The sequence below is a fragment of the Oceanomicrobium pacificus genome, assembly GCF_009833495.1.
GTDB lineage: Bacteria > Pseudomonadota > Alphaproteobacteria > Rhodobacterales > Rhodobacteraceae > Oceanomicrobium > Oceanomicrobium pacificus.
The window spans coordinates 185656-200641 of record NZ_WUWG01000005.1 but is presented as its reverse complement, the minus strand read 5'-3'; the positions used below and the strand labels follow the sequence as shown (position 1 = coordinate 200641).

The 14986-nt window shown below is 65.6% G+C and carries 14 protein-coding genes; 3 read left to right on the top strand and 11 right to left on the bottom strand.

Going from position 1 to position 14986, the window contains the following annotated elements; genetic code table 11:
- Positions 1–39 precede the first annotated feature (39 nt).
- Positions 40–1350, top strand: a complete 1311-nt coding sequence (locus tag GSH16_RS12415; protein ID WP_160855566.1) for an HlyC/CorC family transporter — start codon at positions 40–42, stop codon at positions 1348–1350.
- 12 nt (positions 1351–1362) lie between these two features.
- Here GSH16_RS12415 and GSH16_RS12410 read toward each other — a convergent pair whose 3' ends face one another.
- On the bottom strand, positions 1363–2901 hold the full coding sequence (locus tag GSH16_RS12410; RefSeq protein WP_160855564.1) for a helicase HerA-like domain-containing protein: 1539 nt from the start codon (positions 2899–2901) through the stop codon (positions 1363–1365).
- A gap of 342 nt (positions 2902–3243) precedes the next feature.
- Here GSH16_RS12410 and GSH16_RS12405 point away from each other — a divergent pair, with 342 nt between their 5' ends.
- The gene (locus GSH16_RS12405) at positions 3244–3912 is read left to right on the top strand and encodes an invasion associated locus B family protein (RefSeq protein ID WP_235913184.1); all 669 of its coding nucleotides are present in this window, start codon (positions 3244–3246) and stop codon (positions 3910–3912) included.
- A 64-nt stretch (positions 3913–3976) separates the two neighbouring features.
- Here GSH16_RS12405 and GSH16_RS12400 read toward each other — a convergent pair whose 3' ends face one another.
- From GSH16_RS12400 to GSH16_RS12385, 4 genes are read right to left on the bottom strand one after another with little or no spacing between them, the layout of a single operon-like run.
- Positions 3977–5185, bottom strand: a complete 1209-nt coding sequence (locus tag GSH16_RS12400; protein ID WP_160855562.1) for a beta-ketoacyl-[acyl-carrier-protein] synthase family protein — start codon at positions 5183–5185, stop codon at positions 3977–3979.
- A 7-nt stretch (positions 5186–5192) separates the two neighbouring features.
- Entirely contained in the window at positions 5193–5459 is a 267-nt protein-coding gene (locus tag GSH16_RS12395) for an acyl carrier protein (protein WP_160855560.1), read from the bottom strand.
- A gap of 32 nt (positions 5460–5491) precedes the next feature.
- The gene (gene lpxD / locus GSH16_RS12390) at positions 5492–6583 is read right to left on the bottom strand and encodes a UDP-3-O-(3-hydroxymyristoyl)glucosamine N-acyltransferase (RefSeq protein WP_160855558.1); all 1092 of its coding nucleotides are present in this window, start codon (positions 6581–6583) and stop codon (positions 5492–5494) included.
- A 56-nt stretch (positions 6584–6639) separates the two neighbouring features.
- Positions 6640–8268, bottom strand: coding sequence for a L,D-transpeptidase family protein (locus GSH16_RS12385; RefSeq protein ID WP_160855556.1), 1629 nt, complete (start codon positions 8266–8268; stop codon positions 6640–6642).
- 337 nt (positions 8269–8605) lie between these two features.
- On the opposite strand from GSH16_RS12385, the gene GSH16_RS12380 reads away from it, so the two are divergent.
- Positions 8606–9160 carry a YcbK family protein gene (locus GSH16_RS12380; RefSeq protein WP_407941071.1) on the top strand — a complete coding sequence of 185 codons (555 nt, stop codon included), beginning with the start codon at positions 8606–8608 and terminating at the stop codon, positions 9158–9160.
- Positions 9161–9236: 76 nt separating this feature from the next.
- Here GSH16_RS12380 and GSH16_RS12375 read toward each other — a convergent pair whose 3' ends face one another.
- The 6 genes from GSH16_RS12375 to GSH16_RS12350 are packed head-to-tail and all read right to left on the bottom strand — an operon-like array spanning position 9237 to position 14866.
- Positions 9237–10508 (bottom strand): glutamate-5-semialdehyde dehydrogenase, encoded by a 1272-nt coding sequence (locus GSH16_RS12375; protein ID WP_160855552.1) that lies wholly within the window; start codon positions 10506–10508, stop codon positions 9237–9239.
- Positions 10509–10528: 20 nt separating this feature from the next.
- Positions 10529–11653: a glutamate 5-kinase gene (gene proB, locus GSH16_RS12370; protein ID WP_160855550.1), complete on the bottom strand. Its 1125-nt coding sequence runs from the start codon at positions 11651–11653 to the stop codon at positions 10529–10531.
- Positions 11641–12702: a GTPase ObgE gene (gene obgE, locus GSH16_RS12365; RefSeq protein ID WP_160855548.1), complete on the bottom strand. Its 1062-nt coding sequence runs from the start codon at positions 12700–12702 to the stop codon at positions 11641–11643. Before obgE ends, proB begins: the two co-directional genes overlap by 13 nt.
- Positions 12699–13742, bottom strand: a complete 1044-nt coding sequence (locus GSH16_RS12360) for a GNAT family N-acetyltransferase (protein WP_160855546.1) — start codon at positions 13740–13742, stop codon at positions 12699–12701. Before GSH16_RS12360 ends, obgE begins: the two co-directional genes overlap by 4 nt.
- The gene (locus tag GSH16_RS12355; RefSeq protein ID WP_160855544.1) at positions 13735–14265 is read right to left on the bottom strand and encodes a GNAT family N-acetyltransferase; all 531 of its coding nucleotides are present in this window, start codon (positions 14263–14265) and stop codon (positions 13735–13737) included. Before GSH16_RS12355 ends, GSH16_RS12360 begins: the two co-directional genes overlap by 8 nt.
- 1 nt (position 14266) lies before the next feature.
- The gene (locus tag GSH16_RS12350; protein WP_160855542.1) at positions 14267–14866 is read right to left on the bottom strand and encodes a LysE family translocator; all 600 of its coding nucleotides are present in this window, start codon (positions 14864–14866) and stop codon (positions 14267–14269) included.
- Between the last annotated feature and the right edge of the window lie 120 nt (positions 14867–14986).

The following is a 14986-nucleotide window of genomic DNA, read 5'->3' as shown; positions in this document are numbered from 1 at the left end:
AGGGAATGGCAAACCAACCCAATTCAAGGGCATTCGACAATGGAAAGCGAAACTGGCGCGATTGTGACCGGCGCATCGGCGCTCTGGGGCACGGCGATCGCCATTCTGGCGCTGCTGGGCTGTTCGGCCTTCTTCTCCGGTTCCGAAACCGCGCTGACCGCGGCCAGCCGCGGCAAGCTGCATGCCATGGCCGACAAGGGCAATGGCGGGGCCACGAGCGCGCTCAGGCTCACCGATGACAGCGAGCGTCTGATCGGCGCGATCCTGCTCGGGAACAATCTGGTTAACATCCTCGCGGCCTCGCTCGCCACGAGCCTCTTCACGACGCTTTTCGGCGACAGCGGCGTTGCGCTCGCGACCCTCATCATGACGCTGCTGGTGCTGATCTTCGCGGAGGTGATGCCCAAGACCTATGCCATTTCCAACCCCGAGACCGCGGCGTCCCGCGTGGCGCCTTTCGTGGCGATCCTCGTGCGGATCTTCGCGCCCGTGGTCAATGTGGTGCGTGCCGTGGTGCGGGTCGTCCTGTCGATTTTCGGGGTCAAGACCGACCCGGACGCGATGATCCTCGCGCATGAGGAAATTGCCGGCGCCATCGCGCTCCACCATTCTGAAGGTGCCGTGGAAAAGGACGACCGCGACCGCCTGCTCGGCGCGCTCGACCTGCGCCACCGCGAGGTGGAGGAGATCATGCTCCACCGCTCCCATATCGAGATGGTCGATGCCGATGACGATCCGCAGGACATTATCAGCCAGTGCCTCAACTCGCGGCACACGCGCCTGCCGGTCTACAAGGACAATTCGGAGAATATCGTCGGTGTCATCCACGCCAAGGACGTGCTGCGCGAGGTGGACCGCCTGATCCGCTCGTCGGAAAACGGGCTGGCCAATCTTGAGCGGTTCGACGTGCTCGATGTGGCGATGGAACCCTATTTCATTCCCGACACGACCTCGCTGGACGACCAGATGCGCCAGTTCCTGCGCCGCAAGTCGCATTTCGCACTGGTGGTGGACGAATACGGGTCGCTGATGGGCCTCATCACGCTGGAGGATATTCTGGAGGAGATCGTGGGCGAGATCGCCGACGAGCATGACAGCCCGGAGATCGAGTTCCGGCGGCTGAAGGACGGCTCGCTCATGGTCGACGGCGCGATGACGATCCGCGATTTCAACCGCGCGTTCGACAGCAATCTGCCGGACGAGGAAGCGAACACGATTGCCGGCCTCATCATCCACGAGGCACAGATCATCCCCGTGGTCGGGCAGGTGTTCAGCTTCCACGGGTTCCGGTTCGAGATCGTGGAGAAGGACCGCAACCGGCTGGTGCAAGTGAAGCTCCGCCGGCTCTGACCCGCGCCCGGCTCAGCGCCCGCGGAACAGGCTGCCCAGCACACCGCGGGCGAAGTTGCGGCCCGTCTGGGTGCCGAGCGAGCGGGCAAAGCTCTTGGCGAAGGCCTCGGTCACACTGTCGCCACGGCGCGCGGGCTTGCGCGCCGTAGTGCCGCCCGATCCGCCGCCATATCGCCGCGCATTGGCAAACTCCCTGTCCCCGTCACCGGCCGGTTCCGGCACCGCGTCGCTTTCGGCAGCCGCTGCCTCGGCGCGGCGCGCGAGGCGCTCGAAGGCGCTGTCGCGATCAACCGTCGCGTCATATTTGGCGCCCATCTCGGACGCGGCCAGCACCGTCTGTCGCTCTGCGTCGTCAAGCGGCCCCATCCGCGAGGATGGCGGGCGGATCAGCGTGCGCTGCACGATGCCCGGCACGCCTTTGCGCTGCAAAAGGGAGACGAGCGCCTCGCCTGTGCCGACCTCGGTGATCGCCGTTTCCGTATCGAAATCGGGATTGGGGCGGAAGGTTTCCGCCGCGGCTTTCAGCGCCTTGCGGTCGCGCGGCGTATAGGCCCGAAGCGCATGCTGCAAGCGGTTGCCGAGCTGCCCAAGAATGTCGGACGGCACGTCATCGGGATTTTGCGAGATGAAGTAGACGCCGACCCCTTTCGACCGGATCAGGCGGGCGACCTGCTCCACCTTGTCGAGCAGCGCCTTCGGCGCATCGTCGAACAGCAGATGCGCCTCGTCGAAGAAGAAGACGAATTTCGGCCGATCGGGATCGCCCACCTCGGGCAGTTGCTCGAACAGTTCCGACAGAAGCCACAGCAGGAAGGTCGCGTAGAGCCGCGGTGACTGCATCAGCCGGTCCGCGGCAAGGATGTTGATCCGCCCGCGCCCGTCAGGCGCCGTGCGGATAAGGTCGTCGAGCGCCAGCGCCGGTTCGCCGAAAAGCGCGGTTGCGCCTTCATTTTCCAGCACGATCAGCCGCCGCTGGATCGCGCCCACGGATGCGGTCGAGACATTGCCGTAGCGCAGCGACAGCGACTTGGCCTCCTCCCCGACCCAGACCAGCAGCGCCTGCAGGTCCTTCAAATCCAGAAGCGGCAACTCCTGCTCGTCAGCCACGCGGAAGGCAATGTTGAGCACCCCTTCCTGCGCCTCGCTCAGGTCGAGAAGCCGCGCCAGTAGGAGCGGACCCATCTCGGTCACGGTGGTGCGGACCGGATGGCCCTTCTCGCCGAACATGTCCCAGAAGGTGACGGGAAACGCCGCATGCGTGTAGGGGTCGAGCCCGATGGTCGCGCAGCGCTTGGCGAGCGCTTCGGCCAGACCAGGCTCAGGATCGCCCGGCACGGCCAGCCCCGAAAGGTCGCCCTTCACATCGGCAAGGAAGACCGGCACGCCGGCGGCGGAAAACCCTTCGGCCAGGATCTGCAGGGTCACGGTCTTGCCCGTGCCCGTGGCGCCCGCAATCAGTCCGTGCCGGTTGGCCTGATCGAGCGCCAGAAGCTGCGGTTCACCATAGTCCGCACCGCCGCCGCCGACGAAGATATGTGTCCCGTCCGTCATGCCATCCCCTCCCGTTTCTGCCGCGTTCATCCTGTCAGGCAGGGGCGGTCAAGGCCAGCCCCAGTCAACGCCGGTCGTGCCCCAAAGAGCCACTTGACCGAATCTCGAACCTGACCTAGCGTCGCTTTCACAAAAGGCTCGGCTGGTCCGACAGGGAAACGCTTACGCGCAAAAAAGGGTGCTCTCGGCGCCCTTTTTTGATGTCCGGCAGCAGGGTGCGTGGGCAAAGCGCGGGATTCCGCCGTTCAGGCCATTTCCATCCGGCAGCGATTGACACGGGGCCTCGATCCTGACACCGAATGTGCCAAACCGTCGAGCAACTTCAGACGAGATGAGGCAAAGATGATCCGCAAACCGATTTCCGCCCTGCTGACCGGGCTGGCCCTGTCCGGCATGGCCGCAGGCGCCGCGCTGGCACAGGATGCCGATGCCACGGCCGACGCGCCCGCCGCCGAAGCGCCGGCCGCGACCGGACAGGTCGACCCGAGCCAGTTCCCCGTTGGCGGCACGCCGACCCGGCCCGAAGAATTCGTGAAGGCCGAGCATGGCGAATGGGACGTGCGCTGCATCGGCTCCGACACGGAATGCGCGCTCTACCAACTGGCCGAGGATCAGGCCGGTAATGCCGTCGCCGAAATGACGCTGATCCGCCTGCCCGAAGGCCAGGATGTCGTCGCCGGCGTGACGATCATGACCCCGCTTGAAACCTTGCTGCCGGCCGGCCTGACCGCACAGGTCGATGCCCAGACGCCGCAGCGCTACGAGTTCCAGGTCTGCACCCAGCGCGGCTGCGCCGTGCGTTTCGGCCTCGATCAGGCGGGCATCGATGCGATGAAGGCCGGAGCCAAGCTGAACCTTGTGCTCTTCGCGTTCGGCCGCCCCGATCCGGTGCCGCTCAACGTGTCGCTCAGCGGTTTCACGGCCGCGTTCAACGAACTGACCGCGCCGCCGGCCCCGCAAGCCGCGCCGGAAGCCGCCGCCCCGGCCATCGGGTCGGCCACCGGCCAGTAAGCATCCGCCAGACATGGAAAAGGCCCCGCTTCGGCGGGGCCTTTTGCTTTGGTTAGGCTGTCGTTCAGACCTTTTGCAGGGCCAGAACCGCGTTCAGACCGCCAAAGGCAAACGCGTTCGACAGGACCGCCGAGACCGCGGCCTCCTGCGCCACGTTCGGCACGACATTCAGGTCGCAGTCCGGGTCGGCTTCCTCATGGTTGATCGTCGGGGCGATCACCCCGTCGCGCAACGCCATGATACAGGCCAGCAATTCCACCGCGCCCGTGCCGCCGATCAGGTGGCCGTGCATCGATTTGGTCGAGGAGATGCGCAGCGCGTCAGCGTGATCACCGAACACCTCGCGCACCGCGGCACATTCGGTCCGGTCATTCGCGGCCGTTCCGGTCCCGTGCGCGTTGATATAGCCGATCTCGTCGAGGTTCAGCCCCGCATCGGCCAGCGCGCCCTGCATGGCCCGAACGGCCCCGACCTTGTTCGGCATGACGATGTCGGACGCATCCGAAGTCATGGCAAAACCGGTGATTTCGGCCAGGATCTCGGCGCCCCGCGCTTTCGCATGCTCATATTCTTCGAGCACGAAGACCGCCGCGCCTTCCCCCTGCACCATCCCGTTGCGATTGGCCGAGAAGGGCCGGCAGCCGTCTTTCGACATGACCCGCAGCCCTTCCCAGGCCTTGATCCCGCCAAAGACCAGCATGCTTTCGGACCCGCCGGTCAGCATCACGTCGGTCATGCCCGAGCGGACCATCTGGAACGCCTGTCCGATCGCATGGTTGGACGAGGCACAGGCCGTCGCCACCGTGTAGGACGGCCCTTGCAACCGGTAGGCCATCGAGACATGGCTCGCGGCGGCATTGTTCATCAGCCGCGGCACCACGAACGGATGCACGCGGTTCTTGCCGTCCTCATAGACGGAACGGTAATTCTCGTCCTGCGTCTGCAACCCGCCGCCTGCCGTGCCGAGCACGACACCGGCCTGCCGCGACAGCGCATCAGTGACCTGAAGCCCCGATTGCTCCATCGCCTCGCGTGCGGCCAGAAGCGCCAGCTGGGTGAACTTGTCGAAAAGCACGATTTCCTGACGCGAGAAATGGTCCTCGGCCCGGTAGCCGCGGATCTGGCCGCCGATATTGATCGACAGCCGTTCCACATCCTTGAATTCGAGCGGACCGATCCCGCAGCGCCCTTCGGCCATGGCGCGCATCGTCTCGTCTGCCGACATGCCGAGCGCGTTGACCGCTCCCTGCCCGGTAATGACGACGCGTCGCATGATCGGTTCAGGCCGCCTTCTGTGCGACGAGCTTTTCCACCGCTGCGACCATCGAGGCCACATTGGTGATGTCGAACTCGGACTGGGCCGGGTCGTTCGCGTTGAACGGCACCTGGATGTCGAAGGTTTCCTCGATGGCGAACACCGCCTCCACCAGCCCAAGGCTGTCGATGCCAAGATCTTCCAGAGTCGCGTCCATCGCCACGTCACGCGGGTCCAGCACCGCCTGTTCGGCGATGATTTCCACAACCTGATCCTTTACCGATGTCGTCATGCGGATGCTCCGGTTCTCGTCTGCGTAGTCACTTACTCATTCGGGGCGGTCTTTGAAACCAGTTTCTGCAATTTCTCGACCTTGGCGACGAGCCGCGGCAGGCGCCGCAGGGCCTTGTAGCTTTCGACATTCAGGTCCATGCGCATGGCCGGATTGCCCATCACCACCCGGTTTGAAGGAACATGGGAGGAAATGCCGGATTTGCCAGCCGCGATCACGTCTGACCCCACGTTAAGATGGTCGGCAACGCCGACCTGACCGCCCAGTACCACACGGTCCCCGATGGTGGTGGAGCCGGCGATCCCGACCTGTCCGCAGAGCAGGCAAGTCCGCCCGACCGTGACATTGTGGCCGATATGGACCGCGTTATCGAGCTTGGTGCCGTCGCCGATCACCGTGTCCGCCACGGTCCCGCGGTCGATGGTGCAGTTGGCGCCCATTTCCACATGGTCGCCGATCACGACCGAGCCGAGCGAGTTGATCCGCACGAAGCCGGCCGTGCGGCTCGCCTCGGTGATCTGGCCGGTGGCACGGGCTTCCTCGACCGCGCCCGGTTTCGGCGTGACATAGGAAAACCCGTCCGCGCCGATCACGGTGCCGGCCTGACAGATGAACCCGTCGCCGATTCGCACACGCGCGCCGACCCGCACCCCGTTATAGAGCAGCGCATCCGCGCCCAGCGTCGCGCCCTCGGCGATCGAGCAATGCGACAGGATGCGCGCCCGCGCCCCGATCGTGACACCGGCCCCGATCACCACGAAGGGACCGATGGCCGCGCCGTCGCCGATCTGTGCGTCCGGGTCGATGATCGCGGTCGGATGGATGCCGGGTTCGACCTCCGGCGGCAGCTCGAAGACACGGGTGACGCCAGCCATCACATAGCGCGAGCGCGGCGCGATGATGACGCCTTTCAGCCCCATCGCCTGCCAGTCCGCATCGGGCCAGACGATGGCCGCGACCGCCTGCCCCTGCCCCAGCGTTTCACCGAACTTCGGTTCCATCGCGAGGGCCAGATCCTCCGGCCCGCAGCGGGCGGGTTCGGCAGGTCTGCGGATGGGAAGCGAGAGGTCGCCCTGGGCCTCTGCCCCGAGCGCTTCGGCCACTTGGCCAAGGGTCAACGGCATCAGAGCCTCCGGTCAGCGGGGTCGGGCCGGTTCATCCGGCCCGTTCGATCCCGCTTTTACCCCGCAATGCCAGCGATGGAAACTCCCGCCTTCCGCAGCGCATTATAGACCTTGCGGTCGCGCCCGTAGATGTCCGCACGATATTGCGGTTTGCCCTTCTCGTCGATGAAGGCGCTGTTGTAGCTGAGGTAGATCGGCACCGGCTGGGCGAGGCTGACCGTGCGCTCGCGCCCGGTCTCCAGAATGGCGTTGAACGTGCCTTTGGGATTGTTCACCTGCCTTGCGAGCAGCACCTCGGCCAGCTCGAACGGCTTCTGCACCCGCACGCAGCCATGGCTGAACGCCCGTGCATCCCGCGCAAACAGGCTCTTCGACGGCGTGTCATGCAGATAGATATTGTAACGGTTGGGGAACATGAATTTCACCCGGCCAAGCGCGTTGCCGCCGTTGGGGGCTTGCTTGATCAGGTAGGGGAAATTCTCCTGCGAGTAGGCGTTGAAATCGACCGAGGCCGGATTGACCGCCCCGCCATCGCGCGTCACCACCCGCATGTTCTTGCGCTGCAGGTAGGTCGGGTCCTCCTGGATTGCGGGCAGCAGTTCCTCGGTCGCGATGCTCGCGGGCACGTGCCAGGTCGGGTTGATGACCATATGGGTCATCGTGTCGTTGAATTCCTGCGTGCGGAACTTCGGCGTCTGTCCGGCGACGACACGGCTCTCGAAGGTGGTGCGCCCCTTGTCGATCACCTTCACGGTGAAATCGGCCAGATTCACATGGATATGCCGCGCACCACGGTTGAGGTTCAGCCAGCGCTCGCGCTCCAGATTGACAGCAACCTGCACGAGCCGATCCTGCGGGCTGGTGTTGATCGCGGCCAGCGTCCGGCCGCCCACAACCGCATCCGCGTTCAGCCCGTGATCGGTCTGGAACTTCTGCACCGCGGCCTGCAACCGAGCGTCATAGCCGGGCGCCGTCCCGAGGCGGCCATATCCCATACGGGTCAGGCGGGCACGCAAGGCCGGAATGCGCGGGCTCGACATGCCCGGCTTCAGGCTCGGACCGTCCCCCACCTCCGGCCCCCAGCCACCGCGGGCGATCAGTTTCTCCAGCCGGACTTTCTCGGCCAGAAGGCCCTTGTAGTTGGCTGTCGCAGGGGCCAAAGCGGCCAGATATCCGGCGGTGTTGCGATGTTTGTTGAGCCCGTTCAGCAGCGCCGCATCACTGCGGCGGGGGCGCGGAACGGACATCTCGCTGTCGATCCGGCGCGGCTCGACAAGGCCCGACGAAATGTCATGCGCATATTGCAGGAACATTTGGGTGGCGCGGATTTCGGCCGCCGCGCGGGCCGTCGTGCCGCGCGCAGCGTTCAGCTCTTTCTGGACCTGTCCGGCATTGTAGCGCGCCAGCGGCAGCGCATGGCTGTCCGCATCGGCCAGCGTGGCCACCAGCGCGCGCGACGCGGCCCGCTGGCCGACCCACACGGGCTTGAAGCCGCGCGCCTGATAGAAACCCATCAGATCCTCGGCCAGCTTGCCGGTCTTGCGAATCTCGGCATAGAGCGCGGCCTGTTCGGCATTCAGCGCCAGCTGGGAGGAAGATTGCGCCACTGCGGGCACGGTGGTGGCCGTCAGGCCGGAAAACACGATACTCGACGCAAGGAAAACGGAGGTCAGAACCCGTGACATCACTACCCCAATAATTTTTCTTGTAATTGCCGCCACCCTATCTTGACGGCGGGACGCCCTCCATCAGCCGCGCGCGCCGGGCGGCGAATTTTCGCCGCCCCGTGTGGAAAAAGTCGCACGAGAAGAAGAACGCAAAGGGAACATTGGCGAATCAGCGCAACAGATGCGCGGATTTCTGCCGGTTCCAAACGATTTTCTTGTGCTGAATCCGGCTTTTGGAGTATTTAGCTACCCGTAGGTAACAAGTACCCAAAGTGCGCCAATCAGACGTGCTGGACCCGGAAAACCGGGCCCGATAAAAGAACGAGGCAAGGATTTCATGACTGGTAACGCAAACGTGAAAACGTCACGTCGTGCTGTGCTTGGCGCATTCGCTGCTGTCGCCACCGTCCCCGCTGCTCCCGCCTATTCCAACGTTTTCGGCTTCCTCAAAGGCGCCGGCGACATCCGCTCGATCAAGATGTATTCGGGCCGGACAGGTGAATCGATCAACACAGTCTACTGGATCGAAGGGAAGTACATTCGCGAGGCGGTGAAGGAGATCAACTATTTCATGCGCGACTGGCGCACGGACGAGACGATCGATTACGACCTGCGCAATGTCGACATCATGGCCGCCGCCCATCAACTGATGGATACGAACGAGCCGTTCCTGCTGCTGTCGGGCTACCGCTCGTCGCGCACGAACGCGATGCTGCGCCGCCGCAGCCGGAATGTCGCGAAAAACAGCTACCATATCCGCGGCATGGCCGCCGATCTGCGGCTGAAGTCACGCTCCACCAGCCAGATGGCAAAAGCCGCCATCGCCTGCAACTCGGGCGGCGTCGGCACCTATGGCCGCTCCAACTTCGTGCATATGGACTGCGGCCCGATCCGCACCTGGCGCGGCTGAAGAACCCCTTCCCCCACAGGTAAAAAGCCCGCCAACCGGCGGGCTTTTTGCTGTTCGGCCGTGTGGCTGGTCGCGGTCAGGCGCGGACGGTGCCGTCGCCCTCGACCAGATATTTGAAACTGGTCAGCTGCGCCGCGCCCACGGGCCCGCGCGCATGCATCTTGCCTGTTGCAATCCCGATTTCGGCACCCATGCCGAACTCGCCGCCATCGGCAAACTGGGTCGAGGCGTTGCGCATCAGGATCGCGCTGTCCACACGGGCGAAAAACGCGTCCGCGGTCGCGTCATTCTCCGTCAGGATGCAATCCGTGTGATTGGAGCCGTAGGTCGAAATGTGATCGATCGCGCCGTCCACACCGTCCACGAGTTTTACCGCGAGGATCATGTCCAGATATTCGCGGCCCCAATCGTCGGCCGAGGCCGGAACGGTGCCCGGCTCGCCCTGCAACCCCTCGCCCACACGCAACTCCACGCCCTTGTCCTTCAATGCCGCAAGGAACGGCGCGCCATGCGCGGCGTAGTAAGCCCGGTCGATGAGCAGACATTCTGCCGCCCCGCAAATGCCGGTGCGCCGCGTCTTGGCGTTCAGGATCACCTTCATCGCCTTATCGGGGTCCGCATCACGATCGACATAGACGTGACAGATCCCTTCGAGATGCGCGAAAACCGGCACCCGCGCATCCGCCTGCACGCGACCGACCAGACCCTTGCCGCCGCGCGGCACGATCACGTCGATAAAGTCGGTCATCGTCAGCATCTCGCCCACCGCCGCGCGATCGCGGACCGGCACGAGCTGGATCGCATCCGCCGGCAGGTTGGCCGAGACGAGCCCGTCCACCAGCGCGGCATGGATGGCCTTGGAGCTGTGCAGGCTTTCCGAGCCGCCCCGCAGGATCGCGGCATTGCCCGACTTCAGGCAGAGCCCGCCCGCGTCCGCCGTCACGTTCGGGCGGCTTTCATAGATCACCCCGACCACGCCGAGCGGGGTCGCCACACGGCGGATATGCAGACCCGTCGGCATGTCCCATTCGGCCAGCACCGCGCCCACCGGGTCGCTCTGTTCTGCGACCGAACGCAGCCCGTCCACAATCCCGCGGATCCGGTCCTCGTCGAGCGCCAGACGGTCGATCATGGCCGGCGACAGGCCCTTTTCGCGCCCGAAGGCCAGGTCCTTCTGGTTTGCGTCGAGGATCTCGGCACGCCGCGCCCAGACCGCTTCCGACGCGCCGATCAGGGCGGCATGTTTGCGTTCCGCGCTGGCCGAGGCCAGCACCCGCGCCGCCGCTTTCGCGCGGGCGCCGATTTCCTGCATCAGATCGTGGATATTTTCCGTGGTCTTTCCGTCCATCCCGGTCACCCCTTTGTCCGTCAGATCGCCATATCGTCGCGATGGACCAGAGCGGCCCGCGCCGCATAGCCCAGACAGGCTTCGATATCGGCGCTGCGCAGCCCCTTGATCCGCCGCGCTTCCTCCGCATTGTAGCCCACGAGTCCGCGGGCGAGTGTCGCCCCGGCCTCGTCGATGATCTCCACCGGATCGCCGCGCTCAAACTGGCCCGACACGTCCGACACGCCGGCCGACAGGAGCGACTTGCCCGACCGCAGCGCCCGCGCCGCGCCCGCATCGACAGAAATCCGCCCGCGCGGCTTCATCGCCAGAATCCAGCGTTTGCGCGCCGCCGCCGGATCGCCCTGCCCGGCGAACCATGTGCAGGGCGCACCGTTGGCCAGCGCCGACAGGGGCCGGTCAACATCGCCGCGCGTGATCGCCATGGCGCACCCGGCCTTCAGCGCCAGTTTCGCCGCCGTCAGCTTGGTGCGCATGCCCCCGCGGGCAAAGTGCGATCCCGCGTCGCCGGCCATCGCCTCGATCTCGGGCGTCACCTCGGCCACATGGTCGAGCCGTTGCGCGCCCGCATCGACACGTGGATTACCGGTATAGAGCCCGTCCACATCCGACAGGAGCACCAGCACATCCGCGCCTGCGAGCGAGGCAATCTGAGCCGCCAGCCGGTCATTGTCGCCGAACCGGATCTCGTCGGTGGCAACCGTGTCATTCTCGTTCACGATCGGCACGACACCCAATTCCAGAAGCGTGCCGAGCGTCGCCCGGCTGTTGAGATACCGGCGGCGGTTCTCGCTATCCTCCAGCGTCATCAGGATCTGGCCGGCGCGAATGTCATGACGCGCGAGCCCCTGCTGATAGGCCTGCGCCAGACGGATCTGCCCCACCGAGGCCGCGGCCTGACTCTGTTCCAGCGTCAGCGCGCCCGATGGCAGGTCGAGGATGCGGCGGCCGAGCGCAATCGAACCTGACGAGACGATGACCACATGCTTGCCGGCGGATTTCAACGCCGCCACATCGTCGATCAGCCCGTCAAGCCAGCCCGTGCGCAACGCGCCTGTCTCGGCATCGACGAGCAGCGCCGAGCCGATCTTGACGACGATCCGCGCCGCGCGGTCGATCAAAGCCGCAGAGGTCAGGGTCGCCATCCGCCCCCGTCCCCGTCACGCGCGGCCTCGGCCGCTTCTTCTGCCGCCTTTTCCGCATCGTTGCGGGCGTCGATCTCGGCCCGCACGGCGCGGAGCACCTCGGTCACGCCCTGTCCGGTCGCGCCAGATAGCGCCATGACCGGCCGGCCCGACGCGGCCTCCAGCGCAGAACGAGCTTCTGCCAGTTCTACTTCGTCGAGCGCGTCGATCTTGTTGAGCCCGACAACCCGCGGCTTGGACGCAAGCGCGCCGCCATAGAGTTCCAGTTCCCGGTCAACGGTCGCGTAATCCTCGGCTACGGTTTCGGACGTGGCATCGACCAGATGCAGCAAGACCGCGCAGCGTTCCACATGGCCAAGGAACCGGTCACCGATCCCGCGCCCCTCGTGCGCGCCTTCGATCAGGCCGGGGATATCGGCCATGACAAATTCCGCATTGTCCACGCCCACAACGCCCAGATTGGGGTGCAGCGTGGTGAACGGATAGTCGGCGATTTTCGGACGCGCGTTCGAGGTCGCGGCAAGGAAGGTCGATTTGCCGGCATTGGGCAGGCCGACAAGGCCCGCATCGGCAATCAGCTTCAGCCGCAGCCAGATCGTGCGCTCAACGCCCGGCTGGCCGGGATTGGCGCGGCGTGGCGCCTGGTTGGTGGAGCTTTTGAAATGCAGGTTGCCGAAACCGCCATTGCCGCCCGAGGCGATCTGCACGCGCTGGCCGACCGCGGTCAGGTCGGCGAGCACCGTTTCCTGATCCTCGTCGAGGATCTCTGTGCCCACGGGCACCTTCAGCACGATATCGTCGCCATTCTTGCCGGCACGCTGCTTGCCCATGCCGGGCTGGCCATTCTTGGCGAAGAAATGCTGCTGGTAGCGATAGTCGATAAGCGTGTTTAGCCCGTTCACGGCCTCCGCCCAGACGTCACCGCCATTGCCGCCATTGCCGCCATCCGGACCGCCATATTCGACGAAGGCTTCGCGCCGGAAGGACACGCAGCCGTTTCCACCGGAACCCGAGCGGATATAGACTTTGGCAAGGTCGAGGAATTTCATCGGTCGGTCCTCAGATGGGCCAGCGTTGCGCCGGACAAGCGATAGAGCAGAAGCTGCGCGGGCTCAACCCGTGCCGGTGCCTCGGCCATGCGCGCGCCATCGGATTCGAAGCCGAGTTTGGCGAGCACAGCGGACGAGGCGGGATTGTCGGCAAAAGCCCCCGCGATCAGTTCGGTGATCTGGAAACGGCGGACCATCTCGGGCAGGAAGAGCTGCATCGCTTCCGTCGCAAGGCCCTGCCCCCATGCGTCAGGTGCGAGCGCATACATCAGGTGCATCGGCGTGCCGCCGATCCCGCAAATCCCGACCAACCCTCCATCCCGCGCTGTAATGGCGGCGCAAAAGCCGGGGCGGCCGCGAAAGGGCCGGTCCGCCAGATAGGCGGCGGCCGCGTCACGGTCCATCGGGGCCGGGAAGCTGACCATGTTGCGTGCCACTTCGGGCAGCCGCGCGAAGGCGTGAAACGCGTCCGCATCGGATGCGCCAAGCGGCCGAATGCGGATACGGTCGCTCGACAGGTCAAGCGGCAGTGCTGCCGCCCAGTCCTCCCGCGTCAGGGTGAAGTCGCGCCCTGCCACCTCTTCGTCGCGCGCGGCGCAAAATCCGCTGCTCTCTCCGGACTGCGTGAAGCCGGCCTTTTCCAGCACGCGGGCGGAGGCGGGATTGTCGGTCCAGACCGATGCCTCGACACGCTGCATCGAGGAATGCCGGAACCGGTCGTCGACCATGGCACGCACGGCGCGGGTTGCGATGCCACGCCCCCACAGGGCCGGCGTCAGCATATAGCCCAGATGGCTGCCCACGAGCCCGATCGTGCCCGCAAACGCGCCCTGCCAGGTGATCACGCGCACCAGCCCCGCCTGAGCCTCGGCCGTGTTCATCCGCATCAGCGTGAAAGCCGGATCGGCCGGCACGGGCCATGTCGCTGTCATCCGCGCCACACGGTCCTCCGACGCCATGGCATGCATCGGCTCGAAATCCGCGCCACGGATGGGGCGCAGCGCGACATCCCCGTCGGTGATGGCGGACATCTCAGCCATCGTCGAAATCCAGCCGGTAGAGCCACACATCGACCGTCGCATTCTGCGCGACCGAGAAATGCGCATCATCCCCCACATAGTGGAAACCGACCTTGCTCAGCACCTTGGCCGAGGCCGGATTGTCCTGATGCGCGCTCGTCTCCATCCGCGTCACGCCCTGCGCGCGGGCATGATCGATGACGGCGCCGGCGGCCTCTGTCATGTAGCCCGAATTCCAGAAGGCCGGCGCCAGCCAGTAGCCGAGCTTGGCGACCGTGCCGTCGAGATCATAGGAGATCACACCCACCAGTTCGTCCGACGGGCTGCCGGTCGGCACAATGGCCCAGACCGGCCCCGCCGCATCCGACGCCGTCGACCGGGCGATAAACTCCTCGGCCGCGCCTTTGGGATAGGGAAAGGGCACGACGGCAAGGTTGCGCGCCACGCGACGGTCGCCGACATGCAGGGCGATCGCCGCTGCGTCGCTGTCGCGCAGCGGCCGCAGGTGCAGGCGTTCGGTCGTCAGTTCAGGTGCCACGGTCATGTCAGACCCCTTTCCAAAGCACGAAGGCGACGCTGGCCACGGTCAGCAGCGCCAGAACAATCATCAGGCCGCGTTCGGCCCGGGTGCCCGCGATCCGCTGGGCGATCAGTGCGCCCGCGGCGCACCAGAGCGGATGCAGGACAAGCTGCAACCCGAGGAGCGTCGCCGCGATGGCGAGCGTCGCGGGCAGTGCCGGCGTGCCGGGCGCCACGAAATTCGAGAAACCCGCCGTCACCAGCGCCCAGGCTTTCGGGTTGAGCGGATGGACGATCAGCCCGCTCCAGAAACTGGGCGGCGTGGTCACGCCTGCTGCCGGCACGATCCGCGCCGAGGCGATCCGCCAGGCCAGATAGATGATATAGGCAGCCGAGAGGTATTTGAGCGCCAGAAACAGCCCCGGTGCCGCCGTCGCCGCCGTCATCAGGCCGAGCCCGACGGGCCAGATGATCGCCTGTTTCGACAGCGCCACGCCGATCACGAAGGGCATGGACGCCCGCAGACCGAAGCCCGCCCCCGCGCTCAGAAGCACCATGTTGGCCGGACCCGGCGTGGCCACCATGGCCCCGGCGAAAACGGCAAAACTGACAATATCGACACTCATGTCCCGTCCCTGTTCTGTCAGACCTGACCGGCGGTCCGGCGGGTCCTGTCCTGCGCCCGCCCCGTCTGCGCGGGGCCTTGGAATCGCAAAGGGGACCGGCGTTTCCGCCGATCCCCCTAA

Bases quoted from the DNA above. Each gene is read 5' to 3' on its own strand.
- GSH16_RS12405 (WP_235913184.1), top strand. From the start codon at position 3,244: ATGATCCGCAAACCGATTTCCGCCCTGCTGACCGGGCTGGCCCTGTCC.
- GSH16_RS12415 (WP_160855566.1), top strand. From the start codon at position 40: ATGGAAAGCGAAACTGGCGCGATTGTGACCGGCGCATCGGCGCTCTGG.
- GSH16_RS12360 (WP_160855546.1), bottom strand. From the start codon at position 13,742: ATGGCTGAGATGTCCGCCATCACCGACGGGGATGTCGCGCTGCGCCCC.
- proB (WP_160855550.1), bottom strand. From the start codon at position 11,653: ATGGCGACCCTGACCTCTGCGGCTTTGATCGACCGCGCGGCGCGGATC.
- lpxD (WP_160855558.1), bottom strand. From the start codon at position 6,583: ATGCCGTTGACCCTTGGCCAAGTGGCCGAAGCGCTCGGGGCAGAGGCC.
- GSH16_RS12410 (WP_160855564.1), bottom strand. From the start codon at position 2,901: ATGACGGACGGGACACATATCTTCGTCGGCGGCGGCGGTGCGGACTAT.
- GSH16_RS12350 (WP_160855542.1), bottom strand. From the start codon at position 14,866: ATGAGTGTCGATATTGTCAGTTTTGCCGTTTTCGCCGGGGCCATGGTG.
- GSH16_RS12375 (WP_160855552.1), bottom strand. From the start codon at position 10,508: ATGGACGGAAAGACCACGGAAAATATCCACGATCTGATGCAGGAAATC.
- GSH16_RS12355 (WP_160855544.1), bottom strand. From the start codon at position 14,265: ATGACCGTGGCACCTGAACTGACGACCGAACGCCTGCACCTGCGGCCG.
- GSH16_RS12400 (WP_160855562.1), bottom strand. From the start codon at position 5,185: ATGCGACGCGTCGTCATTACCGGGCAGGGAGCGGTCAACGCGCTCGGC.
- GSH16_RS12385 (WP_160855556.1), bottom strand. From the start codon at position 8,268: ATGTCACGGGTTCTGACCTCCGTTTTCCTTGCGTCGAGTATCGTGTTT.
- obgE (WP_160855548.1), bottom strand. From the start codon at position 12,702: ATGAAATTCCTCGACCTTGCCAAAGTCTATATCCGCTCGGGTTCCGGT.
- GSH16_RS12395 (WP_160855560.1), bottom strand. From the start codon at position 5,459: ATGACGACATCGGTAAAGGATCAGGTTGTGGAAATCATCGCCGAACAG.